Here is a 23,661-nt window from a genome sequence, read left to right as displayed (position 1 = left end):
ATGGTCGCAAAAATCAATCACGGTAGCAATTTGTACGGCGCATTGGCATACAATCAGCAGAAAGTCGATGAAGGGTTAGGCAAAATTCTGGGATGTAATTTAGTCCTTGAACCTGCCGACGGACGGTTTAATGCCTACGATTGTGTGGAAGATTTCGAGCGGTTTATGCCTTCACATAAGCGAACGAAAAAGCCCGTCGTACATATTTCGCTGAATCCGCACCCGGACGACAAGCTGACCGATGCACAGCTTGCCTACATCGGGCGGCAGTACCTTGAACGCTTGGGCTATGGCGGGCAACCCTATATGATTTTCAAACACGAAGATATAGACCGCCAGCATATCCACTTGGTTACTACCCGTGTGAAGACCGACGGTTCGCTCGTTCCCGACAAGTTCGAGAAAGACCGCAGCAACCGTATCGTACAGCAGTTGGAATCGGAATTTAACCTGATACCCGCCAAAGGGCAGAAGCAGGGCGAAGCGTGGCAGCTTGCCCCGGTGGACGTTTCAGCCGGAAACCTTAAAACGCAGGTCGGTAACGTTATTAAGCCGCTTTCGGAAATGTACCGTTTCCAATCCTTTGCCGAGTACCGCGCCCTTTTATCCTTATATAATGTAGGGGTAGAAAAGGTAGAGGGCGACAACAAAGGGCATAAGTACACAGGTTTGGTTTACTCCGCGCTCGATGCGGACGGCAACCGTGTAGGCAAACCGCTGAAATCTTCCCTGTTCGGTAAGAAATCAGGCGTAGCCCACTTGGAGGAAGGTATGCGGAAATCGGGCGAAGCTATCAAAGCCGACCGCTCGACGGCGGGGACAAAAGGCATCGTCGCCGAAGCCCTTAAATCTGCCCACACCGAAAACGACCTGCGGACAGCTTTACGCGATAAGGGTATTGATATGGTACTCCGCCGTAACGATGCAGGGCGCATCTATGGGGCTACTTTCATCGACCACAACAGCCGCACGGTATTGAACGGTTCGCGCCTCGGTAAAGAGTTCTCGGCAAATGCGCTGAACGAACGCTTTGCGGATTATCCGCAACAAAAGCCCGTACAGGATATTCCAAACGCTCCGGTTCCCGATGATTCCACGAAACAGCAGACACCCGACCTGTCAGGCATCGGCGATGCAGCGGGCAGCCTGTTCTCTATCCTTACTCCCGATGCGGGAGGTCAGGAAAACAACTTGCCTCAACCCAAACGCCGCAAGAAAAAGAAACGGCGGTATGGTAGGCAGATGTAAAGCACACAGTGCCTTCTATTATTTTTTTAACTGTAAAAAATCAACAATTTAATTTTTAAGATTATGCAAAATGAAGATGATTTGCGCGGATTGGCTAAGGTTATGGACTTTATGCGTGCGCTTTCAATACTGTTCGTAGTGATAAATATTTATTGGTTCTGCTACGAAGCGATATACGGCTTGGGGTTCAATATCGGCGTGGTCGATAAAATCCTGATGAATTTTAACCGCACCGCCGGACTGTTTACCTCGATACTCTGGACGAAACTTTTTGCGGTGGTATTCCTTGCCCTGTCCTGTTTGGGAACACGGGGCGTTAAGGACGAGAAGATAACTTGGTCGAAAATCATTGTCTGCCTCTCGGCGGGCTTTATCCTGTTTTTCCTTAATTGGTGGTTACTCGCCCTGCCGTTCCCGGCAGAGGGCAACATGGGACTATACATATTTACGATGACCTTCGGCTATATTCTTTTGCTTATGGGCGGTATATGGATGTCGCGCCTCTTGAAAAACAATATGTTCGACGACGTTTTCAACACGGAGAATGAAAGTTTTATGCAGGAAACCCGCCTTTTGGCAAACGATTATTCTGTAAATCTGCCGACCCGCTTCTACTATAAAAAGAAATGGAATAACGGCTGGGTAAATGTCGTTAATCCGTTCCGTGCTTCGATTGTTTTAGGAACTCCCGGTAGCGGCAAGTCCTATGCAATCGTAAACAGCTACATTAAACAGCAGATAGAGAAGGGATTTAGTGCTTATATTTACGACTTCAAATTCCCCGACCTTTCGACGATTGCCTACAATCATTTGCTTAATAACCGCGAGGGTTACGAGATAACCCCGACGTTTTATGTAATCAATTTCGACGACCCTTCACGTTCGCACCGTTGTAATCCGATTAATCCTTCGTTCATGGATGATATTTCGGATGCCTACGAATCCAGCTATACGATTATGCTTAACCTTAATCGCACGTGGGTTTCCAAGCAGGGCGATTTCTTTGTCGAATCGCCGATTATCCTTTTCGCCGCTATTATATGGTATTTGCGGATTTACAAAGACGGCAAGTATTGTTCGTTCCCGCACGCCATCGAGTTTTTGAACAAACCCTACGAGAAGATTTTTCCGATTCTGACTTCGTACCCGGAGTTGGAAAACTACCTTTCTCCCTTTATGGATGCGTGGCTGGGAGGTGCTGCCGACCAATTACAGGGGCAGATAGCATCGGCGAAAATCCCGCTTTCGCGTATGATTTCCCCCGCACTGTATTGGGTTATGTCGGGCGACGAATTTTCGTTGGATATAAACAACCCCGCAGAGCCGAAAATACTTGTCGTAGGCAATAATCCCGACCGCCAAAATATCTATGGTGCGGCATTGGGATTGTATAACAGCCGTATTGTGAAATTGATAAACAAGAAAGGGCAGCTAAAAAGTTCGGTTGTCATAGACGAGTTGCCGACGATATATTTTAAGGGGTTGGATAACCTGATAGCTACCGCCCGAAGCAACAAAGTTGCCGTGCTCCTCGGCTTTCAGGACTTTTCACAGCTAAAGCGCGACTACGGCGACAAGGAAGCCGCCGTAGTGATGAACACGGTAGGAAATATCTTTAGTGGGCAGGTGGTCGGCGATACGGCAAAAACCTTGTCTGACCGCTTTGGGAAGGTGCTTCAAAAGCGGCAATCCATGACGATAAACCGCAACGATAAATCGACTTCCATTTCTACGCAAATGGATAGCCTGATACCCGCCTCTAAAATTTCCAATCTTACGCAGGGGATGTTTGTCGGCGCGGTAGCGGATAATTTCGACGAACGGATAGAACAAAAGATTTTCCACGCCGAAATTGTGGTCGATAACGAGCGGGTAGCCGCCGAAACGAAGGCTTATAAGAAAATACCCGTCATTGCCGATTTTACCGACGAGAACGGTGTCGATAGGATGAAAGAAATGATACAACAGAATTACGAACGTATCAAAGCCGAGGCAAAACAGATAGTTGAGGATGAGATACAACGTATTAAGGACGACCCCGAACTTTGCCACTTGTTGCCAAAGGAGGAAGACTAAAAATAATTAGAGCCGCAATTTTGCGGCTCTAATTATTTAACTTATAATCACGGGAACATTTAAGTGATATTTTTGCTCGCGACTTAAAAACGCATTTTTGCCACCTTCCAAAATCGCACAAATTCTTTCATTAATTATCGGATTTTCAAGTGAACCAGACGTGTACTTCAACACTCCATCAATATTTTCAGCAATTATAATTTGTTCAGAATCAGCATTTACAACTAAGTTAGCATTATGGGATACTATTACTACTTGTCTATATCGTTTTATCTTTCTAAATATATCAACCAAATCCCTCATAATAAAATCATTATCAAGGTCATCTTCGGGTTGGTCGTAAATTATAGTTTCACTAAAAGCACGGGAAGCTAACTGCAATCTCAAAAATATAGTTCCTTGTTGCCCATGTGATAATTTAGTAATAGGTTTTCCTTTTGATGTAACAACTATCTCATGCGATATAAAGGAGTTATATTTTTTAAACAATAAATCAGGCAAGTAACCTCTAACTAAATTTGTAATAGAATCACTAAACAAGTTGGTTTTATCCGCTGATTGCTGAATAAAATTAAAATAATCTTCTATTGTTTCTATTTGGAGACTATCTTTTAGTCTATCTATATTATAGCTTCTTTTATCAAGTCTATCCAAAAGATGATTGTATATAACATCTTTATCGAATCGTATGTTTACAACAACATCTAATTCGTCTTTATTTAGAATGGTAGCCAGTAGTTCCTTCATATCAGGTCGCATCCCATCATAACCTTCTTTGAATTTTTGCCATTTATTTGAAATCAGAGTTGTATAGTCGTCAATAGATTTCTTGATAGCGTCCCCTAAATCTTTGAACCATGAAGTTTTAATCTCTTGAAATTTTCTTTCTTCCTCCTCAATAACAGCCAAATCCCGTTCTAACGCAGAAACCTTATTTTGAAACTCTCCTATATTATTGAGCAACGTACTTAAATCTCCTTGAAAGTCTTTAAAAGCAGCTTTTGTTAAGTCTATCTCTTTCTGTACCTCCTCTTGGCTGGTAATAATTTTAGGTAATAGTTCCGTATCTATGTAGCGGATTGTATCGTCTGCATTTAACAAGGGGATATTCCATCCCGAATTTGCCCCTAAATCGTGGTTTATAGATGAAATTTCTTGATTAATACTTTCTTTACTGGATAATGTCGTTTGCTTCAATTTATTGATACGACTTAACCAAAGATTTATGTTTTCCAATTTAGTTAAAACCTTCTGATAATTTTCCAGCTTTGGCTTATTCTCCTCCGACGTTACATTGGCTATAAGCTCCTTATTTCTCTTTATGTCTGCACGGATTTTTTCTTTTTTAGCCGTACTGGTTGTTTCGTTGGCATCCAAAATTTTTACAACCCTAAAATACTCATTCGTAACATCTTCTGCCTTTTCTCTATATTCAGGATTTGGAGCGTATTCATCAGTTACACCAATCGTTTCCCTTATATTTTGGGTAAATCTCACTTTGTCAGAAACCAGTTCCTTTATTTGGCTTTGAGATATATACAAGAAAGGAATATTGGGACTATCCCCTAAATTAAATTCTTGTGTATTTTCCCGTAAGGATGTTTGCCTGTAAACAGAAACATCCTTCGAAACAGAATATGCTTTTGTATTTTCTTTACCTAATCCCCTTGCTATGTAATCGACCAAAATGCTTTTCCCTGTACCTCTGCCACCAATAATAGATATTAAGTTGCTATTCAAGTATATTTTGCATGGGTCGAAATAAATATTATCAACAGGGTCATTGAAAATAACAGTTTTTTCCTTGACCTCTATATCTGTAAAAGGCGATTTTTCAAAATCAAACTTAGGGTTATTTTCTTGAATCCTTACCCGCTCTTTTGGCTCATAAATAATTTGTAATAATCCATTGAAAGTCGGGTCAGCTTTTATCCAGCAATTTTGTTTGTGTACATAGTCTTTTGCATTATGATTGTCAGAACAGATAATCATAGGCAATATCTTATCTATTGCAGGAAAAACAACTGTGTTATATCCTCCTTGGTCAGATTCTTTGCCTAATTCATATATATCAACTATATGAGCAATGTCTTTTTTTTGCGCTTGTGTGTGTGGTAATGAATTGGTTATACACTCAACACTACCATGCTTTTGTCCTGCATGTATAGATACAATACCACCTAATTCATGAATCAGTTTAACTGTATCTGCAAAGTCGCAATAAACTTCATTAGGTTGTTTTCCATCTCTTTTAATTTCACATAAAGAAGTTTTATTTTCTATCTGTCCCCATATATATTCAATATCTGCATCTTCATGGAAAATCCCAATAAAATGTAAAGGTTCTGAACCTCTCGCATCAGATAAAAATTCAATACCGGGCAATATGGTTATCTCTCCCAATAAACTTTCAGTGGCTAATTTCTTAAGGTCTGTAATTCGGGGAATATCTATAATGTGGTGGTCTGTTATAGCAACAACAGCTATATCCTTCATTATAAGCGAATCAATAATGTCTTGATTAGTTACACTATTGTCTTTATAATCATAGGAAGACGGCGTGTGAAAATGTAAATCCCATTTTCTCCACTCTGAACCTTTAGAGTATATTTTAGCCATAATACAAAAATTTCTTAATCGCACAAAAATACTAAATATTTGAGACACAGGGGTACGATTTACCTGAAACCTTTGTATTTGATTGCATTGAAGACATTCTTTGCCTAACAGAACTTATCGGTATAATCGCATCTAAAATTCCCTTTTGAAATAGGAATAAGGGGCATTCTTTGTAGCCATATTTCAAAACTTTAACGCCACTCCCAGCCACAAGCTACCACTGCCTTAAAACCTTGCAATCAGTCCGTTACTTCCGCTTACCTTCGTTCTGCATTAATAGTAATGCAGAACTTAAAACCATTTTTATTATGGCAGAAAAAATCAAAAATGAAGAACCCAAAGTCTTGCTAACGCAGGGCGAGGACGGCAAACTGAAAGCCGTAACGGGTATCGGGGACGACGGTAAGTTGAAAACGACCGACCCTACGAAAGAAAATGCGGACAGCTTTTTTAAGTTTGACACGCACGGCAACGCACTGGATAACTTCTTAAAGAAGTTTTCCGAGCAATCCAACCAGCCATCGCACACCGGACTTTATGCCCTTGCCGGAAGTGCGGTTGAAAAGGTAGCCGCCTTTCTCGACAAGATTATTCAGGTCAATCCCGATGACAAGGTACTCGACCCGTACAAAGTACAGCCCGACGGACAAATGCAGGAGCCGGGGCAAGGCAAGTACCAGCCCCTTGACCTGAATAAAGTTGATTGGAAAGATGCCGAGAAATTGGGTGTTTCCGGCGATGATTTGCGCGACACGCTCAAAGCTATGGCTTACGGTCATAAATCCCCCGGATTGGTGGATATTAAGACCGAAATAGACGGTCAGGAGCTCAGCGTAAAAGCCCGCCTGTCGTTGGAGCAGCAACCCGACGGCTCTATCAAAATCCAAGCGCACCCCAAACAAGAACAGCCCGATTTCGACAAACCATTTATGGGCGTAACCTTTACCGAAAAGGACATTGAGCAGTTCAAACAGACCGGGAACGGCGGTCGCGTGTTCGATTTGGAACTTGTCGCGGGCAGCGAAAAAGTACCGTCGTTGATTTCGCTTGACAAGCTGACTAACCGCTTCGAGGCGGTAGCCCTTGCCGACATCTATATCCCGCAGACGTTGAAGAATGCCTCGCTGTCAGAAGAACAGCAGAACGGTTTGAAACGCGGCGAAGGTGTATTGGTTGAGGGTATGGATAAGCGGGTTAAGCAGGGCGAAGAACCCTCGAAAATCGACCGTATTATCCAGTACAACGCTGCAAACCGCAATTTCGATTTTCGTTTTACCCCGGAACAAAGAGAGCAGCACCGACAGGAACGGCAAGCCAAACAGGGCGAAGGGCAGGATGATAAACCGCTCAAAGCCCGCAAGGTCGGCGATATATGGATTCGCCCCATACAGGGCGGCGTCGAACTATCACGCGACCAATTCAAGCAGCTATGCGAGGGGAAGCCTATCTGGGTGGAGGGTATGCAAAAGCCACAACCCAAGCCCAAAGAGGGAGTGCAACAGGTCGAAGCCACCGACAAGAAAGGGCAAAAGTACAACGCTTGGGTGTGGCCTGACCCCGAAAAAGGTCATGTGCGCCATACCTCGAAACATCCCGACGAGATAAAGGCGACACAGAAAGTAACTCCCGCCGAAGGGCATAAAACGCAAGTAGCCGTGAACAACGACGGCAAAACCAATGAAGCGACTAAGCAAACTCCCAGTGAGCCGCTAAAGAAAGGTCAATCCCAACCTACCGAAAAGCAGGCAGAGAAAAAGCAGGAGAAGAAACAGGAGCAACAGAAGCAATCGCCTAAAGCCCCGAAGAAAGGAAAGGGCAAGGGCGTAAGTATGTAATTCGATTTTATCAACCACTAAAAAAATCAGAAAATGAAAGTAATAATAGCAGAAAAGCCTTCGGTAGCGCGAGATATAGCCGCTATCGTGGGAGCAACAAGCAAAAAAGACGGGTATATTGAGGGCGGCGGATATGCCGTTACATGGGCGTTCGGTCATCTGGTCGGGCTTGCGATGCCCGAAGCCTACGGCTTTACGGGTTTCAGGCGGGAGAACCTGCCGATACTCCCCGCAGGAGTTTACCCTCGTTCCCCGCCAAGTCAGAGAGGGCAAGGAATATAAGCCAGACCCCGGCGCACTCAAACAGCTAAAGGTCATTAAGGAACTGTTTAGCCGTGCCGACGAAATTATCGTTGCCACCGATGCCGGACGCGAAGGAGAGTTAATATTCAGGTTTATATATAACTATGTAGGTTGCCGCACTCCGTTTCAGCGTTTGTGGATAAGCTCACTTACCGACCGTGCCATACGCGACGGTTTCCAAACCCTTCGTCCGGGCAGCGATTACGATAACCTTTACCTCGCAGCTTTTGCGCGAGCAAAAGCAGATTACGTCGTCGGGATTAACGCTTCGCAAGCCCTTTCCATTACGGCGGGTTATGGCGTTTGGTCATTGGGGAGGGTACAAACCCCGACACTTGCCATGATATGCTCGCGCTATCTGGAGAACAAGGATTTTACCCCGCAGACCTATTTCCGCCTGAAAGTACATACGGCGAAAGATGCGACGGCATTTGCCGTACTTTCGGCAGATAAGTACGACACCCGCACCGCCGCCGATGAAACGGCAAGGCAGGTACGGCAAGCCGGAAGCCTCCGGGTTACATGCGTGGAACGTAAAGAGGCACGGCAGGAACCGCCTTTGCTTTACGACCTGACCGCCTTACAGAAAGATGCCAACAAGCAACACGGCTTTTCGGCAGACAAGACCCTGAATATCGCGCAGGCATTGTATGAAAAAAAGATGATTTCTTATCCGCGTACAGGCTCCCGCTATATCTCTGTAGACGTATTGGAGGAAATACCGCACCTGATAGCTACGCTACGGTCGCACCCGAAATTCGGTGCGTATATCGACGGCAGGTATGACACTTCGCTTAATAGCCGTCCGGTGGACGATGCGAAAGTTACCGACCACCATGCACTTATCATTACGGAAGAACCCGCAAGGGGATTATCCGCAGACGAACAGCTTGTTTATGATATGGTCGCAGGGCGTATGCTCGAAGCCTTCGGCGAATGTTGCATCAAAGAGAACACCGCCGTAACGCTTGACGCTGGCGGCGTACACTTTGTTGCAAGGGGCAGTATAATGTTACATCCCGGCTGGCGTGAAGTTTGGGGAGCCAACCGTGAAGAAACAACGGACGAGGATTTAACCGTACTGCCCGATTTGACGGAAGGCGATACGCTTGCCATCCGTGAGGCGGAAGTACAAGAGAAGAAAACCAAGCCCAAGCCCCTGCATACCGAAGCCTCCCTGCTTTCGACAATGGAATCGGCAGGCAAAGAGGTGGAGAACGAAGAAGAACGCGAGGCGATGAAAGAGGGCGGCATCGGCACACCTGCCACCCGCGCCGCAATTATCGAAACGCTCTTTTCCCGCGAGTATATCGTGCGGGAGAAAAAGGCGTTGGTTCCGACCAATAAGGGGCTGACTGTTTATTTGGCTGTCCGTGAGAAGAAAATAGCGGACGTGGCTATGACCGGAGCATGGGAACACGCCCTGTCTAAAATCGGTACGGGCGAAATGGATGCGGCTACTTTCCACCGTTCGATAGAGATTTACGCCTCGCAGATTACATCCGAATTGTTGGATATGCCTTTCGAGCGTACCGATAACCGCCAGAGTTGTCCTTGCCCGAAGTGTAAAAGTGGTAATGTGGTTATCTATAATAAGGTAGCCAAGTGCAGTAATGAAGCCTGCGGACTTACGATTTGGCGCACCATAGCGAAAAAGGATTTATCCGACCAGCAGATTACAACACTTTTGATGAACGGTAAGACCGGAATAATCAAAGGGTTTATGAGCAGCAAGACGGGTAAGCCGTTCGATGCCGCTGTCGCTTTCGATGCGGATTACAAAACCGTGTTCGAGTTCGAGCAGAAGAAAGGCGGCAAGGGAAAGAAAGGTAAATCGAAGTAAATTAGTATCTTTGCCACTGAAAGAATCTTTGAGTTGTTGTAAATAGGGATGTTTACTTTCAATTCACTGATTTTTTTAGTGGGGGCGTCCGGAGCATGGCTTCGGACGCCTATTTTTTAATCATTTGTGAACTTAATAAGTCTTACAGGAATTAGCATCTCTAATTTCAGAAAGATTGACATTACCTCTTTTCCTATGGCATATTCAGGAGCGACAATATGCTCCGAAATCCTCAATACTTTATCGTTTTCATAGGTCAGCGTGAGAGCTTCGTCGAATATATTTTGCGTATAGAACGGCTTATGCAGGGTATCAATGTTCGTATTAAGGCGTACCCTTCCGTTTTCAATCGTCATTAAATACTCGTCGCTATACCATATTCCTGTTATATCGTTTTCCTCTGTTTTCATAGTCTGCCGTTATTAATCATTAAGGCGAAGATACTTCGTTTTCTCCTAAGTCCGGCTTTAATTCACTTCAATTATCCCAGAATCCTCTTACTCCGGCGGTATTCCAACCCTTATTTTTTCGGCTTAATACGTCGCTTCTTAATCGGCAAGCATTATAACTCTTTACCGGACAGAAAGGGTTTATCACTTTCCCGAAAACCGTTACAGTAAGGAGTAAGTGCCTATATTCCGGCGTTCTGTCTAATCCCTAACCTTCCTTTGTCGGGCTATATCCTGCCTTGTGGTTATTTGTATTCATGCGGGCAAAGGTGCTTACGGCGTCTTAACGGTTTGTAAAGTTCCGGGAGCCTTGCAGGTTCCGTCGAAAAATCTTCCTCTGCGAGCGTATTTTGTCGCGGAAAACTTGACAACCCTAACACCTACACCGGATTATGCCCGTGAAAACAAAATAACGGCAGGTTTGCCGATAAAAAAAAGTCAGGTTATGGAAAATTTATCAGAAGCACGGATTTATGTAGGCACTTACGCCAAGTATAATAACGGTTCCATTTATGGAAAATGGTTAGACCTTTCAGATTATTCCGATAAAGAAGAATTTTACGACGCTTGTCGTGAATTGCACAGCGACGAAGAAGATGCCGAGTATATGTTTCAGGATTGGGAAAACATACCGTCCTCACTTATAGGGGAAAGTTGGCTTTCGGATAATCTCTTTGAAGTGATTGAAGCTGTTTCGGACTTGAACGAAAACGAGCAGGAAGCCTTTTATATATGGCTTAATGACGGCAGCCATGATATAGACACGGACGATATAAGCGGGCTTATAGATTCGTTCCGCGACGACTATCAGGGCGAATATAAAGATGAAGAAGATTACGCCTATGAAGTAGTCGAACAATGCTACGAATTAACGGAGTTTGCTAAAACTTATTTCGATTATGAAAAGTTCGCACGCGACCTGTTTATCGGCGATTATTGGTTTGAATCCGGCTATGTATTCCGGCGTTCCTGATAGAACGCCATACCTTGACGGCAAGGCGGGAATTTCCCGCCTTTTTCTTTGCTTGCGCCTATAAAAAGTGCATCCCGCCTTATCTCACGACAATACGGGATGCTCCCAGAAAGACATAAAACAAATAACTCATGGCTCGGAATCTTCTGTTTCCGTTTCGTTATCCTCTCCTTTATTGAAATGAGTTTTGATAAACAAATCTACATCGCTTTCCCGGTAATAAGTCTTGTGGTAAATCATTTGGTAGGGCAGTTCGCCCGACGAGCGGTAGCGTTGCAGGGTACGCTTGCTGACATGGAGCAATTGGCACACGTCCTGATTATCCAGCAACCGTTCCCCGTCCAAAAAATTATACCTTCCCGACATCTGTTCCATATTTTCATCTAAGCGGTCGAAGCGTCCCATAAACCGCTCAAACCATTCTTGCAACCAATTTGTTAAATCGCTCTCTCCCATATCGCATTACTTTTTTTGATTTCCTTTCTTGCGTTCCTGATACTTCTGATGCGCCTGCAACAAATCGGCTTCCTGTTTGTATTTGCTTGCAACCACCCGTCCAACGATAAGCCGCTGTATTTCTTGGAGCGTGTAACGGATTTTACCGCCCCGGATAGAATAGGTTACTTCTCCGTTAGAGCGCAAGCGTTGTAATGTCCGCTGGCTTATCTCCAAAATCCCGGCTGCTTCCTCGTTGCCTATCCATATCTCCGACGGGTCGGGCGGCGGGACAGCATCTTTTTCTTTCTGCTCTTTGATGTAGTTAAAAACTCGGTCGATTTTTCGTACCAATACTTTATAGGCTTCCGAATCAATGGTAATCACTTTCATATCTGTAACTCTTTGAATTTCTGCAAAGGTCGGGTGCTGAAACCAATAAAATTGCCAAGGTCTTACCAAGTTGGTAGATATTTATTTAGTTAAAAAACAGGGGTATAAATAAGAAAATCAGCCTGATTAATGTTAAAATAGGGCTGATTTGGGGTATTTTCAGACAGAAAACAAAAACTACCAAGTTGGTATAAACTTGGTAGTTTTCAGAATGTGCAATATTGTTTAATATGCTTTGTTATAGCAATATAGCAATTAGTTAAATGTGCAGCATATTTTTGTAGTCCCTTTATATTCTTCGGGATTGGAGGATTTAACATTTACATCATAGGTCTTGCCTAAAAAACGGATGCCGTCGCCGAGTAGAACGGGGACAATATACAAATACAGTTCGTCCACCAAGCCATTGTTGAGCAGGGAAGTTATCAGATTACCGCCACCGATAACCGTTATATCTCCAATAGCTGCTTTCTTCATTTCGCATATCTTTTCTATCGGTTCATCGAACAGGTATTGCAAATTCTCGCTTGCAAGCGATGAACTGTCATAATGGGAAACAACATAGCTATTTTTATATGGCCAGCTTCCGCACTGCTCAAAAATAGCATTATAAGTATTGGAGCCAGCCAATAAGATTTCGGATGATTGGTGTATTTCCGATATTTCTTTTGCGAGTTCTCCGGGTATCCAGTTTGTTTCCCCGTCCGTGTGAGCAATATAACCGTCCAGCGAAATTGCTATGTGTGCTTTAATCCTACTCATATTGTTATCGTGTTTATATCGGAGAACGCCGGAGCAAAAAAGAAGCGTGGAACCCACACTGCTCCGTTACGAGGTACTGGTATACCCATGAATAGAAACAGGCAAGCCCACGCTATACAATGATAGCATAGACATTGCACAGTAGCCTCTATTCATCTGAAAATTACCAGTTTTCGTAACGAGACGTTCTGCGAACGTTATGTAATATATTTATGCAGAAATAATCTGCGTTTTCATTTTTATATTGTTTTGCAAAGATAGGAAAGTCCTCCGGACTTTCCTATCTTACTAATTTTTTATTTTCCTGTTATTCTTTATAGTGTAATATAGATCAATAGTAATTTAATATACGTTCTGGTCTAAAATTGAACAAAATTCTCCTTTTAGTTTTATTTGTTCTCGCTTTTCATCTTGTTCAATCGGAGAAACAAATTCATACTCAACTATTCCTTTGAGCCACTTCCCTTCCTCACTAAGTTCTGTCAATTGAATATAACCAGAGCCAAAACTCAAATTGCCCCAATCCCCACTAAGTGAAAAGGTTACATAAGAAATCTGATTTTCGACTAATTCATCTGCAACAGAAACATAAGAAATTGAATGTTCTTTACCCGGTAATACAGGGAAAGAATATTTTTCTCCAATTTTTAGAGGTTCTTTCAGGTATATGAAAGAGCGCAAATCATAATAAGGCATGTCTACTGTTTCCTCATTTGGTTTAATTGTAGTTGAAAAACTAAACGCCCATTTATCTTCACCTACATAATAGTTCGTTATAGGAGAAGGTCTTCCATTCGGAAATGTCATAACCGGATTATCGGTTTTAAACTTTACCCCGTTTAATTCACATTCAAAAAAAGATGATATGATAATATCATCTTTATCACAGCTATTGAATGTTAGCAGTAGTATTGCTGCTAATAAACAATACATTGCACAGTTTTTAAAGTTGTAAGTTGTTTTCATACATTAATAATTATATTGATAAGTTTATTCTGAATCGTCTTTTTCCATTCTTCTGATTAGGCTCTCAATAAGTTTATTCAGAAATGGTGTCCGGTCTTTCTTCCGGCTTTTGATTGCAACATAAGTCCTGTAATAATCGCCCAAGTCAATATCAAAGCTGACCTCTATAAAGTTCATAATTTCTTTAACATCGACGTTTCCATGATTTATTACCCCGCTATCCCGTATGGAATAGCCTAACTCGGTCGCATCGGCTTTAGAACCCGTCCATTTCAAATTGTTATGAGGTAATAACTCCCGACTCTTTTTGATTATTACCTGTTTTTCCAGATTGTATTTTTTCTTGTTCAAATAAATCCGCAGCATTTCGTTGCAGATAATTTTTGAAACTTTGTAATCATATCCCGTTGAAAACAAGGGGTCAAGAATATATTGTGCGCTATCGGCACAAAGTTCGTGATTGGACTTTCCCCTTACAAAGTAGTATTCATCCAAGTAGGTCGAATTTGCCCTGTAATACTGGTGGAAGTCCAAATTACGCTCAAAGAAATAAGTAAGGCTTTTCAGTTCCTTATCGTAATACTCGCTTTGCGTTTCATTGCTCCCGATAGGGCGTTTTAACTCGACAGTGTGTATTTTGTTGAAATACAAAAGCAACCCCAATACTTCGGGCTTCATTTCTTTGAAAAATTCGATTTCGTCCTGCACGGTTATCGACTTCAAAACGAGAAAATAATCCCGAAGTTCGGATAAACAGTCTTCGAGGAATTTAACCATTTTGGCAGCTTCTTCACGAGATATGTCGCATCCTTCCAAATCAATACTTTGTAACTCTGTCTGTATCTTTCCTGATAGACGTGTGTGAAAATCTCTCATATCGTATATTTATTGATTATGACATATTATGGATTTATCAGAACTGGTTTTCTGTTTAAAATATGTCCCGGAATCGCTGATATAAATAAGAATATTATTGAGATAATGACAAGTTGATTATATCCATTTATCAGCACAAGTGGAACTGTCCCCAATACACCAACGAAACCACAAATCACTATGACTTTTCGTTTAAGTATTACTCCGGTAATTATTGTTTCAATCCCCATTAACAGAGATATAAGCGCAAACAAAGGATATTCATAAAAATACCTGCCGATACAACTTAAAACAGCTATTAGACCAAACAAAGACCAAATATTATCTATTAACTTTTCTGTGGTTGATGCTGTGTTGCTCTTGTTCTTTAGTCTTACGATTACATTTGCAGAGATAGGTACTCCCAAATACAACAAATAAAACAAGTCATTTCCGGTAAATATTAAACAGGCATAAATAAGTGCAGAAAAGAGAACTACCGAATATCCCCATGCGAGAAAACCATTGCCATTATATTTAAACACTATTTGCTTCATATCTATTCAATTAAAGAGGTGTGACCTATTGTAAGTTCTTTAATATTCTCCATACAGTTGCTTTCTAATGCCGACACTCTTAATCTCCTTATAGGCTCTCCCAAAGGTTCGTCAGATAAATCAAAAGTACCGTAATGCATTGGGATAAATATTTTCCCGTTTAAATCACGGAAAGCTGTAATCGCTTCTTCCGGGTTCATGTGGGATGATGCCATCATAAATTCAGGGGAATATGCCCCGATAGGAAAAATACATATATCTATATCTCCAAATAATTCCTGAATATCTTTGAATATTTCTCCGTAAGCACTATCTCCGGCGAAAAATACCTTTGTGTGCTTTCCCACAATTAAAAAACCGCCCCAAAGCGTTTTATTAAAATCATTAAGCCCCCTTCTTCCCCAATGTTTTGCAGGGAGGAAAATTATACGAACATCATCTTTGATCCGGTATTCCTGATACCATCCGGCTTCTTGAATAGGAATGTTTTTTAGAATATCGGTATCGAATAATCTTCGTGCATTAAGCGGAGTTAATGCTTCCATAGAAGGATTATTCCGGCTCAATAGCTCAATAGACTTTTTGTTAAAATGATCGTGGTGGTCATGGGATATGAGTAAATAATCTATATCCCCAATAGAATCGGCATTACAGGGCAAAACTGTTTTACGCTTGTTTGCCGGAATATTTTCAAAAACAGGATCGGTTATTATACGCACGCCATTAATCTGAATAATAAAAGTTGCGTGACCGAGCCAGATAATCTGATTGTTGCTATCTAAAGGGAAGCTTAGTTTTTCAACAGGAAGATGATATATCTCTGATTTCTTCTCCTTTCGCTGTGGGTTCCTACTCAACTTCCATTTTACCACATCCCAAAGCGGAGCAGATTCAGGCATGGTATCATTCTGAAACTTTCCGTTGATAACAATATTCCCTTTCCAATCCGGCTTTATGCAATCCAAATCAGGGTTCATCCTATATTCTATCATATCCTGTCCTTTCAATAAATTCGTATACGTAAATATTCCGACTATAATAGTTACAGAAATGATCGACAGCTTCATTATACGATATTTAGTTTTGCCCATCTTTCAAGAACTGCTTTATATTGTTTAGGCTTTTTAACGGCATAAGGTCTTATGACATGGCGGATTGCAAACCAGTTAAATAATCTGTCTATCAATTTCTTTCTTTTTTTCCCTTTAATTGAATTATAAATGTGATTCGATGTTTTTCCCAACCTCTTTTCCATACCGGGTAAGGATAAAGGGTTGGAATTGAAAGGGAGTTTTATTTGAAGATTACCCAATATAATGCCCCCGGAGATCCGGAATAATTTATTAAGAATACTTACCACATCACTGCTTCCTCCTATCTCATAAGTACTGACCGCAAACGTGTATTTTCCGTATAGCGATTGTTCCAAGACAAAATGCCCCCGGTCTATATATTTCTTTAATGTTCCGGGAACATTGCTTACATACACAGGCGAACCGATTATTAAAGCATCTGATTCAGCAACATTATTATTTATATCCTCAAGATTGTCTTTTAAATGACATACACCTCTCGCATAACAACTCAGACATCCTGAACACTCTAATAAAGAATAGTCAGTCAAATCGTAGTATGATACAGTTACATCCTCTTTTTTTTCAAAATTCTCCTGCATTTTTTTTAGAATTTTGGCGGTAGAACCGCTCTTTCTCGGACTTCCGTTGATGATTGTAATTTTCATATTTAATTTATTTTGTTAGTCAAATGACTAAATTAATTGCAAAAAAACGAACGCAATATCACCGATATTCCATTCGCCTTTGATTGAAACATCTATTCTATATAAGGCACTTCTGTTTTTTTTTGTAGTTTGGATACTATTTCCAGCAAATAATAGTTGCTACGTGGGGCATCTTGGATGTATTTACTATTAGCGGGTGTAACCTTTCTTACTTTAAGATTATATTCAAAGCCCAATTCATATGTAAAACCCTCAATCCAACCGTTAGGCAGATAGCTCCATTTATTGCCTTCTTTAATAATCAAATATTCTGTTTCAGTTTCCTCCATTGAAATTACGGATGTTGTTTTAGATGCAACGGTTAGAGAAATTTCTTCAACTTTATCCTCTTTTATATCATCGTCATTTAAACAGCTGCTTAAAGACAGGCAAACGAAAAAGGATATGGGTAATAATATCCCTGACTTAAATGTTCTCATATTTCTAAGTTTTATTGTTTATATTTTTGTTTTGTTATATTATTAGTCATTTGACTAAATTTGGGTAAAAAAATTATTTTTTTATGTTACTAATAATTAGATTACTTACGTGTTCTGTTCTTTCTTTAATCATACTATTATATCCCGATTTTTTATCAGGGTATAGAAAGCTGACAAGAAATCCTTTTGCCATGAATGGGAAAAGTGACAAAGATAGAATGTCGATGCATAATTGTTTGGGATCAAGCTCTTTGATAATACCTTTCTGCCCTGCTTCTATCAATTCCTCGAAAAATTTATCATAATTATCAATAATGCTCTTTTTTTGAGGTTGTGAGTTAATCACTTCCCATACGACCTCTCTATTAAGTGAAAATTCACGCATGAGGAAAGATGCAATCTGCGGATGCTTAGAAGCGGTTGTAATATAGCTTGAAACCATTAACTCTATTTTGTCAAATACAGTTATATCAGAAGTAAATGCTTTATTTAATTTCTTAAAAAGCAGATTTAAGGCATCTTGAAAAACAACCTCAAAAAGTTTATCCTTCGTCCTGAAATAATAGTGTAAGAGTGCTAAATTGACTTCTGCCTTTTTAGCAATATCACGAACGGTTGCACCGTCATAGCCCTTTTCATAAAAGACTTCACGGGCTGCATCTATCAATTTTTGTTCTACACTTTTTTTCATATCTCAATTTTAGTCAAATGACTAATATTTTGCAAAGATAAATATATCTTATAATTCTCCAAATATAAATCTCGTTTTTTTGCTATTTTGCTAAATACCAATTGAAAATGAGATTGCTGTCTAATAAAAAATGCTTTTTTAAAGCGCAAATTCAGATATTATTTATAACTTTGCTTAAGTTATTTGAAGTAGTGCAAAATGCAATGGTTTACGTTGTTAGCCACGCTTCTAAATCGTTACGGGTTACCGCAAAAAGCCTATCTTTGCAGTCAATTTCGACTAACTACCAATCACTTACAGATTTTTGTGTTCTTTTTTCAAAAAAATATATAAGGATTTTTCTCGCAAGACCATACATTCCCGACCAAATGATTAAAGTCTTGCCTAACGGATAATGTCGGCGTTGTGTGTTTCTTATTATATTAGAGAGGATAACAAGATTGGTAAAAAGAGGCTTCTAGTCTCGTTTTTAATCAAACTGTACAAAGTTAAGACAATAATTTAAATTCCCACACTTAAAAAGCAAAAATTTCTCCTTATATGCGCTTTTTTTATGGAAATATGTTATAAAACATAATTTAGGCATTCAAAAAGAGACATACGTTACTTCTTATCCCTAATGATTTACGATTCTTCATATTGACAAAATATATATTGTATATACATAATATTAAAAAGAAACTATAACTTTGTACATTATTTTATGTTGTTATTAATAATCAGGGAACCAGAATTATAGAATAAACAGGTGTTTTTAGGTTTCTCATCATAATGATTAAAACGGTTCGGCTATTTGATGCAGAAAAGTAAATATGCCTCCATAATTACCACGACAGATGAAAGTACGCTCACCTTACGACAGAAGAGATTTGAAGATTAAAAAAAAAGACCGCGTATTAGAAGTAGGTCCCGGACATAATCCATCCTACCGCTCCAATGTTCTGGCGGATAAATTCGTCGACTCCAATTATCACCGCTGTGGAAATATAAAGATATATCCACACCAAACCTTTGTTAATGCGGACGGGGAAAATCTGCCTTTTAAAGATAAAGAGTTTGATTATGTTATTTGTAATCAAGTTCTTGAACACACCGAAAATCCAGAGAAGTTTATACTCGAACAAAACAGAGTGGCTAAACGGGGATATATGGAAACCCCCAGCCTCTTAGGAGAATTACTCTTTCCTAAAAAATCCCACAAATGGATCATTCTGGATATAGATAATAAATTGATACTTTTTGAAAAAGATAAAATGCCGGGAAATTATAAAAATAACTACGGTGAACTTTTTTTAAATTATCTTCCATACCAGTCTCTTATTTACCGTCTGCTCCGGTTCACCGAGGGTAACATTATGTTCAACCGGTATGAATGGAATGATCAAATAGAATTTATCGTAAATCCTACGGATGAATACTATTTATCTTTTTTCATTCGCCCCTGGAATAAGGAAATGGTACGAAAATTATATCCTCAGAGAACTATTCTGAAGGAAATAGAAAAAATGTGCTCCGCCTTATTTTATTTAATGAAATCCAAAACAAAACTGAAACTATATCCTCATAATCCCATCTCATTAGAAGAGTTTCTGGCAAAAAAGACATTTCAGTCCGGAAACGACAGAGACACAAAAGAATAACGGTAAACATGCCTTCTGGTATATTTTATGATACTTGTAATCTTTTACTTATATAAATAAAGCAGATAAAGAAATACAGATTATCCTTTCAGCTCTGTAGCATCACATTGAAATATAAACATGCAGGCATCTGTCCCTGTCTGTAACAATATTATATCTCTCTTGACTATGAAATATCAAAGAGAAAGCGTAACTTTGCAGCCCATTTTCAAAAAATAATCATAACAAGAGTTATATGGCCGAAGTTAAAGATCTCACTACGGGTAGTATTACATCGCGCATCAGTTCTCTGGCAGCTCCCCTTATTGCCGCATCATTCGTTCAAATGGCATACAGCATGACCGACATGGCCTGGCTGGGACACCTGAGCAGTAAACATGTTGCCGCAGTGGGAGCCGCGTCTTTCATTATCTGGTTCTGTAACTCGACGTCTTTTATTTCACGCATAGGAGCTGAAATAAGTATTTCCCAGTCATTAGGAAGAGGTTCCCGCGAAGAAGCCCGCTCTTACGCCGAACATGCCATATATTTGTCTTGTATCGTTTCACTCGCCGTAGCTGTACTCGTTTTTATAATCTCTCCTCTTTTCATTGGATTCTTTAAATTAGAGAACGATATTTCCGCTATGGGAATAGACTATCTCCGCATCATTGCTCCAGGTATATTTTTCACCTGTAACAATAACACTTTCGGCGGTGTGTTTTTCGGCTCGGGAAACAGTAAAACACCATTTAAAATAGCCTCGATAGGCTTAATCGCAAATATGATCCTGGACCCTCTCCTTATTTTCGGTTACCTGGGCTTTCCGGCTATGGGAACGAACGGGGCGGCACTTGCCACTACATTATCCCAGTTACTGGTATTTTCTATTTTTTCTTATCAATTATATACACACCGTTCCCCCCTGGGAAAATTATCTGTTCATTTCAAAAAACACAAGAAGAAAATATCACAAATCGCCCGGCTGGGAACCCCGGTATCGGTACAAAATATGATCTTTGCCACCCTTTCCACTACCCTGGCTCAGCTGGCTGCTCGGTTCGGCCATGTAGGAGTAGCCGTTTTTAGTATAGGCTCGCAGATAGAAGCCATCTCCTGGATGACGGCCGGAGGTTTTTCCACAGCCTTAGGTAGTTTTGTGGGGCAAAATTTCGGAGCCAAAAAGTACGGACGTATTGTAAAAGGGTACCAGATAAGCATGCTGCTCGCCGGAGGAATAGGATTAGCTGCCGGTTTGGCTTTTTTCTTTGCAGGAGATATGATATTCTCGTTATTCGTAACAGAACCCGAAACATACCACGCCGGAGGCGTGTATCTGCATATCCTGGCACTTTCGCAAGTTTTCATGGTGATGGAAACCGTCACAGCCGGAGCTTTCAACGGACTGGGGCGTACATCTATTCCCGCATTGTTAAGCATAGTTCTCAATGCCTGCCGCATTCCTATGGCATACGGGTTGGTCACGTTCGCCATATTAGGCGTGACCGGGATATGGTGGAGCATCACGATCAGCAGCATTCTGAAAGGAACAATTCTTACTCTGTGGTTTTATTATGCTATTATCCGTAAATACAAACATTATTGAACCGGTAAAAAATTGTTCCCTTCATTTTACCGAAAAATATATTCTCCGGCAGGAAGTCTACTTAAGAAAAAGTACATATCGAAAAAAACAACTACTTTTGTAGTCAGTGCATTCATACGGATGCCCTCTATATATAAACATCATACCCATGATAAGTTATCTGCAAATTGAAGAACTTACCAAGTCATTCGGAGACCTGGTCCTGTTTGAAAACCTCTCCTTCGGGATAAGTGAAGGAGACAGAATAGGGCTTATTGCCAAAAATGGAACCGGGAAAACCACTCTGCTCAACATAATAGCGGGAAAAGAGGACTACGATTCCGGGAATGTAACCTTCCGCAGGGACTTGCGGGTCGGTTATCTGGAACAAATGCCGGTATATCCGCCGGAACTAACCGTCATTCAAGCCTGCTTTCATTCACAAAACGAAACGGTTCAGGTCATATCGCAATATGAGCAGATTATGATGTCTGATGACCATTCAAGACTGGAAGAGGTCTTGGAACATATGGACCGGCTCAAAGCCTGGGATTATGAGCAAAGAGCCAAACAGATACTCTCCCAATTAAAAATCAATCATTTTGACCAGAAAGTAAAAGAATTGTCGGGAGGGCAGCTAAAACGTCTGGCTTTGGCAAATGTCCTTATTACCGAACCGAACCTCCTCATCCTCGACGAGCCGACCAATCATCTGGATATCGATATGACCGAATGGCTGGAAGAATATTTACACCGTAACAATATCACCTTGCTCATGGTCACTCACGATCGTTATTTCTTAGACCGGGTGTGTAACCAGATTATAGAGATTGATAACAAAAGCCTATATTCCTATAAAGGGAATTATAGTTATTATCTGGAAAAACGGCAAGAACGTATCGAAGCCAAAAACGCCGAAATAGACCGGGCGAACAACTTATTGCGTACAGAATTGGAATGGATGAGACGGCAACCCCAGGCCCGAGGAACCAAAGCCAAATACCGCATTGACGCATTCTATGAACTGGAAGAGAAAGCAAAACAACAGCGGCAGAATACACAAGTAAAACTGGAAGTTAAATCCTCATACATAGGTTCGAAAATTTTTGAAGCCAAACATCTTTATAAAAGCTTTGAAGATATAAGAATCATCGAAGATTTCAATTACGTTTTTGCCCGCTACGAAAAAATGGGGATTGTCGGGAATAACGGTACGGGAAAATCTACTTTCATCAAAATGCTAATCGGAGAGGTTAAACCCGACAAAGGACATTTCGATATAGGAGAAACAGTCCGTTTCGGTTATTACAGCCAGGACGGTCTAAAGTTTGATGACCAAATGAAAGTAATAGATGCCGTCCGCAATATAGCCGAAGAAATATCTCTGGGCGACGGCCGTAAATTATCGGCATCACAATTCCTGCAACATTTTCTGTTTGCACCCGAAACCCAGCACAATTACATTTATAAATTAAGCGGTGGAGAAAAACGACGGTTATATCTTTGCACGGTACTGATCAGTAATCCGAATTTCCTCGTACTGGACGAACCGACCAATGACCTGGATATTGTTACGCTAAACGTATTGGAAGAATACCTGCGTACCTTCAAAGGTTGTGTAATAGTAGTCTCACACGACCGATACTTTATGGATAAAGTAGTAGATCACCTGCTCGTGTTCAAAGGAAATGCACAGTTAAAAGACTTCCCGGGAAATTACTCCGACTACAGAGTGTGGAAAGAGGAAACAGAAAAAAGCGAACGAGCTGAACAACAAGCAGAACAAGCAAAAAAAATAGTAAAAGACAACACTTCTACAGAAAAAACGGCTCAACCCAGAAAAAACAAACTTTCGTTTAAAGAAAAACGGGAATTAGAAGAACTGGACGTCCTTATACCTCAACTGGAAGCGGAAAAAGCAGAATTGGAAAATGCAATGAGTAGCGGAACTCTATCTAACGACGAGCTCATGGTAAAATCCACCCGTATCGGCGAAGTCATGAAACTCATAGATGAAAAAATCATGCGCTGGCTCGAATTAAGCGAAATAGAAGGATAAAATTTAATCTCTCCCCTTTTTTATCAAGCCAAAGGAAAAATCTGAATTAGATTTTTCCTTTGGCTTCGTTGATAAGTAAAATCTATCGGGAACCTATTCCCACAAGTAAAATAAAACCTTCAATAAAAATATATAATATTCAACAATATACCTTCCTTTCCTATTTTATATAA

18 protein-coding genes and 3 pseudogenes are annotated in these 23,661 nt (G+C 40.8%); 9 read left to right on the top strand and 12 right to left on the bottom strand.

Annotated features, from left to right (window positions below):
- Together mobB and mobC are read left to right on the top strand one after the other, a co-directional pair.
- Complete coding sequence (gene mobB, locus OCV73_RS13950) at positions 1-1,248, top strand: conjugal transfer protein MobB (RefSeq protein WP_147553173.1); 1,248 nt, start codon at positions 1-3, stop codon at positions 1,246-1,248.
- A gap of 63 nt (positions 1,249-1,311) precedes the next feature.
- Positions 1,312-3,324, top strand: coding sequence for a conjugal transfer protein MobC (gene mobC, locus OCV73_RS13945; RefSeq protein ID WP_147553171.1), 2,013 nt, complete (start codon positions 1,312-1,314; stop codon positions 3,322-3,324).
- 36 nt (positions 3,325-3,360) lie between these two features.
- Here mobC and OCV73_RS13940 read toward each other — a convergent pair whose 3' ends face one another.
- Positions 3,361-5,943: a TrlF family AAA-like ATPase gene (locus OCV73_RS13940; RefSeq protein WP_147553169.1), complete on the bottom strand. Its 2,583-nt coding sequence runs from the start codon at positions 5,941-5,943 to the stop codon at positions 3,361-3,363.
- A gap of 308 nt (positions 5,944-6,251) precedes the next feature.
- Between OCV73_RS13940 and OCV73_RS13935 the strand changes: the two genes are divergently transcribed.
- The gene (locus OCV73_RS13935; protein WP_262512974.1) at positions 6,252-7,778 is read left to right on the top strand and encodes a DUF3945 domain-containing protein; all 1,527 of its coding nucleotides are present in this window, start codon (positions 6,252-6,254) and stop codon (positions 7,776-7,778) included.
- 33 nt (positions 7,779-7,811) lie between these two features.
- Positions 7,812-9,924, top strand: a pseudogene (locus tag OCV73_RS13930) (DNA topoisomerase 3).
- A gap of 116 nt (positions 9,925-10,040) precedes the next feature.
- Here the strand turns inward: OCV73_RS13930 and OCV73_RS13925 are convergent.
- Entirely contained in the window at positions 10,041-10,334 is a 294-nt protein-coding gene (locus tag OCV73_RS13925) for a hypothetical protein (RefSeq protein WP_147553167.1), read from the bottom strand.
- 484 nt (positions 10,335-10,818) lie between these two features.
- Between OCV73_RS13925 and OCV73_RS13920 the strand changes: the two genes are divergently transcribed.
- A complete protein-coding gene (locus OCV73_RS13920) occupies positions 10,819-11,346 on the top strand; it encodes an antirestriction protein ArdA (protein ID WP_147553166.1) in 528 nt (175 codons plus the stop codon).
- Between the two features lie 129 nt (positions 11,347-11,475).
- Here OCV73_RS13920 and OCV73_RS13915 read toward each other — a convergent pair whose 3' ends face one another.
- The 10 genes from OCV73_RS13915 to OCV73_RS13870 all read right to left on the bottom strand — a co-directional run bounded on the left by OCV73_RS13915 (position 11,476) and on the right by OCV73_RS13870 (position 18,225).
- A complete protein-coding gene (locus OCV73_RS13915) occupies positions 11,476-11,802 on the bottom strand; it encodes a helix-turn-helix domain-containing protein (protein WP_147553164.1) in 327 nt (108 codons plus the stop codon).
- Between the two features lie 6 nt (positions 11,803-11,808).
- The gene (locus OCV73_RS13910) at positions 11,809-12,174 is read right to left on the bottom strand and encodes a helix-turn-helix domain-containing protein (protein WP_147553162.1); all 366 of its coding nucleotides are present in this window, start codon (positions 12,172-12,174) and stop codon (positions 11,809-11,811) included.
- Positions 12,175-12,429: 255 nt separating this feature from the next.
- A complete protein-coding gene (locus OCV73_RS13905; protein WP_147553160.1) occupies positions 12,430-12,936 on the bottom strand; it encodes a dihydrofolate reductase family protein in 507 nt (168 codons plus the stop codon).
- A 342-nt stretch (positions 12,937-13,278) separates the two neighbouring features.
- Entirely contained in the window at positions 13,279-13,902 is a 624-nt protein-coding gene (locus OCV73_RS13900) for a hypothetical protein (RefSeq protein WP_147553158.1), read from the bottom strand.
- A 24-nt stretch (positions 13,903-13,926) separates the two neighbouring features.
- Complete coding sequence (locus OCV73_RS13895) at positions 13,927-14,778, bottom strand: RteC domain-containing protein (RefSeq protein WP_147553157.1); 852 nt, start codon at positions 14,776-14,778, stop codon at positions 13,927-13,929.
- Between the two features lie 26 nt (positions 14,779-14,804).
- Positions 14,805-15,314: a hypothetical protein gene (locus tag OCV73_RS13890; RefSeq protein ID WP_147553155.1), complete on the bottom strand. Its 510-nt coding sequence runs from the start codon at positions 15,312-15,314 to the stop codon at positions 14,805-14,807.
- Positions 15,315-15,316: 2 nt separating this feature from the next.
- Positions 15,317-16,405 (bottom strand): MBL fold metallo-hydrolase, encoded by a 1,089-nt coding sequence (locus OCV73_RS13885; protein ID WP_147553153.1) that lies wholly within the window; start codon positions 16,403-16,405, stop codon positions 15,317-15,319.
- Entirely contained in the window at positions 16,381-17,055 is a 675-nt protein-coding gene (locus OCV73_RS13880) for a flavodoxin family protein (RefSeq protein ID WP_147553151.1), read from the bottom strand. The genes OCV73_RS13885 and OCV73_RS13880 overlap by 25 nt, the downstream gene beginning before the upstream one ends.
- A 92-nt stretch (positions 17,056-17,147) precedes the next feature.
- Positions 17,148-17,534, bottom strand: coding sequence for a DUF4377 domain-containing protein (locus tag OCV73_RS13875; RefSeq protein ID WP_147553149.1), 387 nt, complete (start codon positions 17,532-17,534; stop codon positions 17,148-17,150).
- 73 nt (positions 17,535-17,607) lie between these two features.
- A complete protein-coding gene (locus OCV73_RS13870) occupies positions 17,608-18,225 on the bottom strand; it encodes a TetR/AcrR family transcriptional regulator (RefSeq protein WP_147553146.1) in 618 nt (205 codons plus the stop codon).
- A gap of 836 nt (positions 18,226-19,061) precedes the next feature.
- Here OCV73_RS13870 and OCV73_RS13865 point away from each other — a divergent pair.
- The 4 genes and pseudogenes from OCV73_RS13865 to OCV73_RS14595 form a co-directional block, all read left to right on the top strand.
- Positions 19,062-19,865 (top strand): class I SAM-dependent methyltransferase, encoded by an 804-nt coding sequence (locus tag OCV73_RS13865; protein ID WP_147553144.1) that lies wholly within the window; start codon positions 19,062-19,064, stop codon positions 19,863-19,865.
- A 235-nt stretch (positions 19,866-20,100) separates the two neighbouring features.
- Complete coding sequence (locus OCV73_RS13860; protein WP_147553143.1) at positions 20,101-21,450, top strand: MATE family efflux transporter; 1,350 nt, start codon at positions 20,101-20,103, stop codon at positions 21,448-21,450.
- Between the two features lie 148 nt (positions 21,451-21,598).
- A pseudogene (locus OCV73_RS13855) lies at positions 21,599-23,177 on the top strand (ABC-F family ATP-binding cassette domain-containing protein); the annotation flags it as partial.
- A gap of 71 nt (positions 23,178-23,248) precedes the next feature.
- Positions 23,249-23,488: pseudogene (locus OCV73_RS14595) on the top strand (ABC transporter C-terminal domain-containing protein); the annotation flags it as partial.
- Between the last annotated feature and the right edge of the window lie 173 nt (positions 23,489-23,661).

It is taken from the genome of Barnesiella propionica, from assembly GCF_025567045.1.
Lineage (GTDB): Bacteria > Bacteroidota > Bacteroidia > Bacteroidales > Barnesiellaceae > Barnesiella_B > Barnesiella_B propionica.
The sequence above is the reverse complement of the archived record's forward strand: the minus strand, read 5'-3'. Positions and strand labels throughout refer to the sequence as shown.

What these genes read in the sequence shown, in the direction of transcription:
- OCV73_RS13925 (WP_147553167.1), bottom strand. Translation starts at nt 10,334, where the DNA reads ATGAAAACAGAGGAAAACGATATAACAGGAATATGGTATAGCGACGAG.
- OCV73_RS13920 (WP_147553166.1), top strand. Translation starts at nt 10,819, where the DNA reads ATGGAAAATTTATCAGAAGCACGGATTTATGTAGGCACTTACGCCAAG.
- OCV73_RS13885 (WP_147553153.1), bottom strand. Translation starts at nt 16,405, where the DNA reads ATGGGCAAAACTAAATATCGTATAATGAAGCTGTCGATCATTTCTGTA.
- OCV73_RS13865 (WP_147553144.1), top strand. Translation starts at nt 19,062, where the DNA reads ATGAAAGTACGCTCACCTTACGACAGAAGAGATTTGAAGATTAAAAAA.
- mobC (WP_147553171.1), top strand. Translation starts at nt 1,312, where the DNA reads ATGCAAAATGAAGATGATTTGCGCGGATTGGCTAAGGTTATGGACTTT.
- OCV73_RS13910 (WP_147553162.1), bottom strand. Translation starts at nt 12,174, where the DNA reads ATGAAAGTGATTACCATTGATTCGGAAGCCTATAAAGTATTGGTACGA.
- OCV73_RS13870 (WP_147553146.1), bottom strand. Translation starts at nt 18,225, where the DNA reads ATGAAAAAAAGTGTAGAACAAAAATTGATAGATGCAGCCCGTGAAGTC.
- OCV73_RS13875 (WP_147553149.1), bottom strand. Translation starts at nt 17,534, where the DNA reads ATGAGAACATTTAAGTCAGGGATATTATTACCCATATCCTTTTTCGTT.
- OCV73_RS13905 (WP_147553160.1), bottom strand. Translation starts at nt 12,936, where the DNA reads ATGAGTAGGATTAAAGCACACATAGCAATTTCGCTGGACGGTTATATT.
- OCV73_RS13940 (WP_147553169.1), bottom strand. Translation starts at nt 5,943, where the DNA reads ATGGCTAAAATATACTCTAAAGGTTCAGAGTGGAGAAAATGGGATTTA.
- OCV73_RS13895 (WP_147553157.1), bottom strand. Translation starts at nt 14,778, where the DNA reads ATGAGAGATTTTCACACACGTCTATCAGGAAAGATACAGACAGAGTTA.
- OCV73_RS13900 (WP_147553158.1), bottom strand. Translation starts at nt 13,902, where the DNA reads ATGAAAACAACTTACAACTTTAAAAACTGTGCAATGTATTGTTTATTA.
- OCV73_RS13890 (WP_147553155.1), bottom strand. Translation starts at nt 15,314, where the DNA reads ATGAAGCAAATAGTGTTTAAATATAATGGCAATGGTTTTCTCGCATGG.
- OCV73_RS13860 (WP_147553143.1), top strand. Translation starts at nt 20,101, where the DNA reads ATGGCCGAAGTTAAAGATCTCACTACGGGTAGTATTACATCGCGCATC.
- OCV73_RS13880 (WP_147553151.1), bottom strand. Translation starts at nt 17,055, where the DNA reads ATGAAAATTACAATCATCAACGGAAGTCCGAGAAAGAGCGGTTCTACC.
- mobB (WP_147553173.1), top strand. Translation starts at nt 1, where the DNA reads ATGGTCGCAAAAATCAATCACGGTAGCAATTTGTACGGCGCATTGGCA.
- OCV73_RS13915 (WP_147553164.1), bottom strand. Translation starts at nt 11,802, where the DNA reads ATGGGAGAGAGCGATTTAACAAATTGGTTGCAAGAATGGTTTGAGCGG.
- OCV73_RS13935 (WP_262512974.1), top strand. Translation starts at nt 6,252, where the DNA reads ATGGCAGAAAAAATCAAAAATGAAGAACCCAAAGTCTTGCTAACGCAG.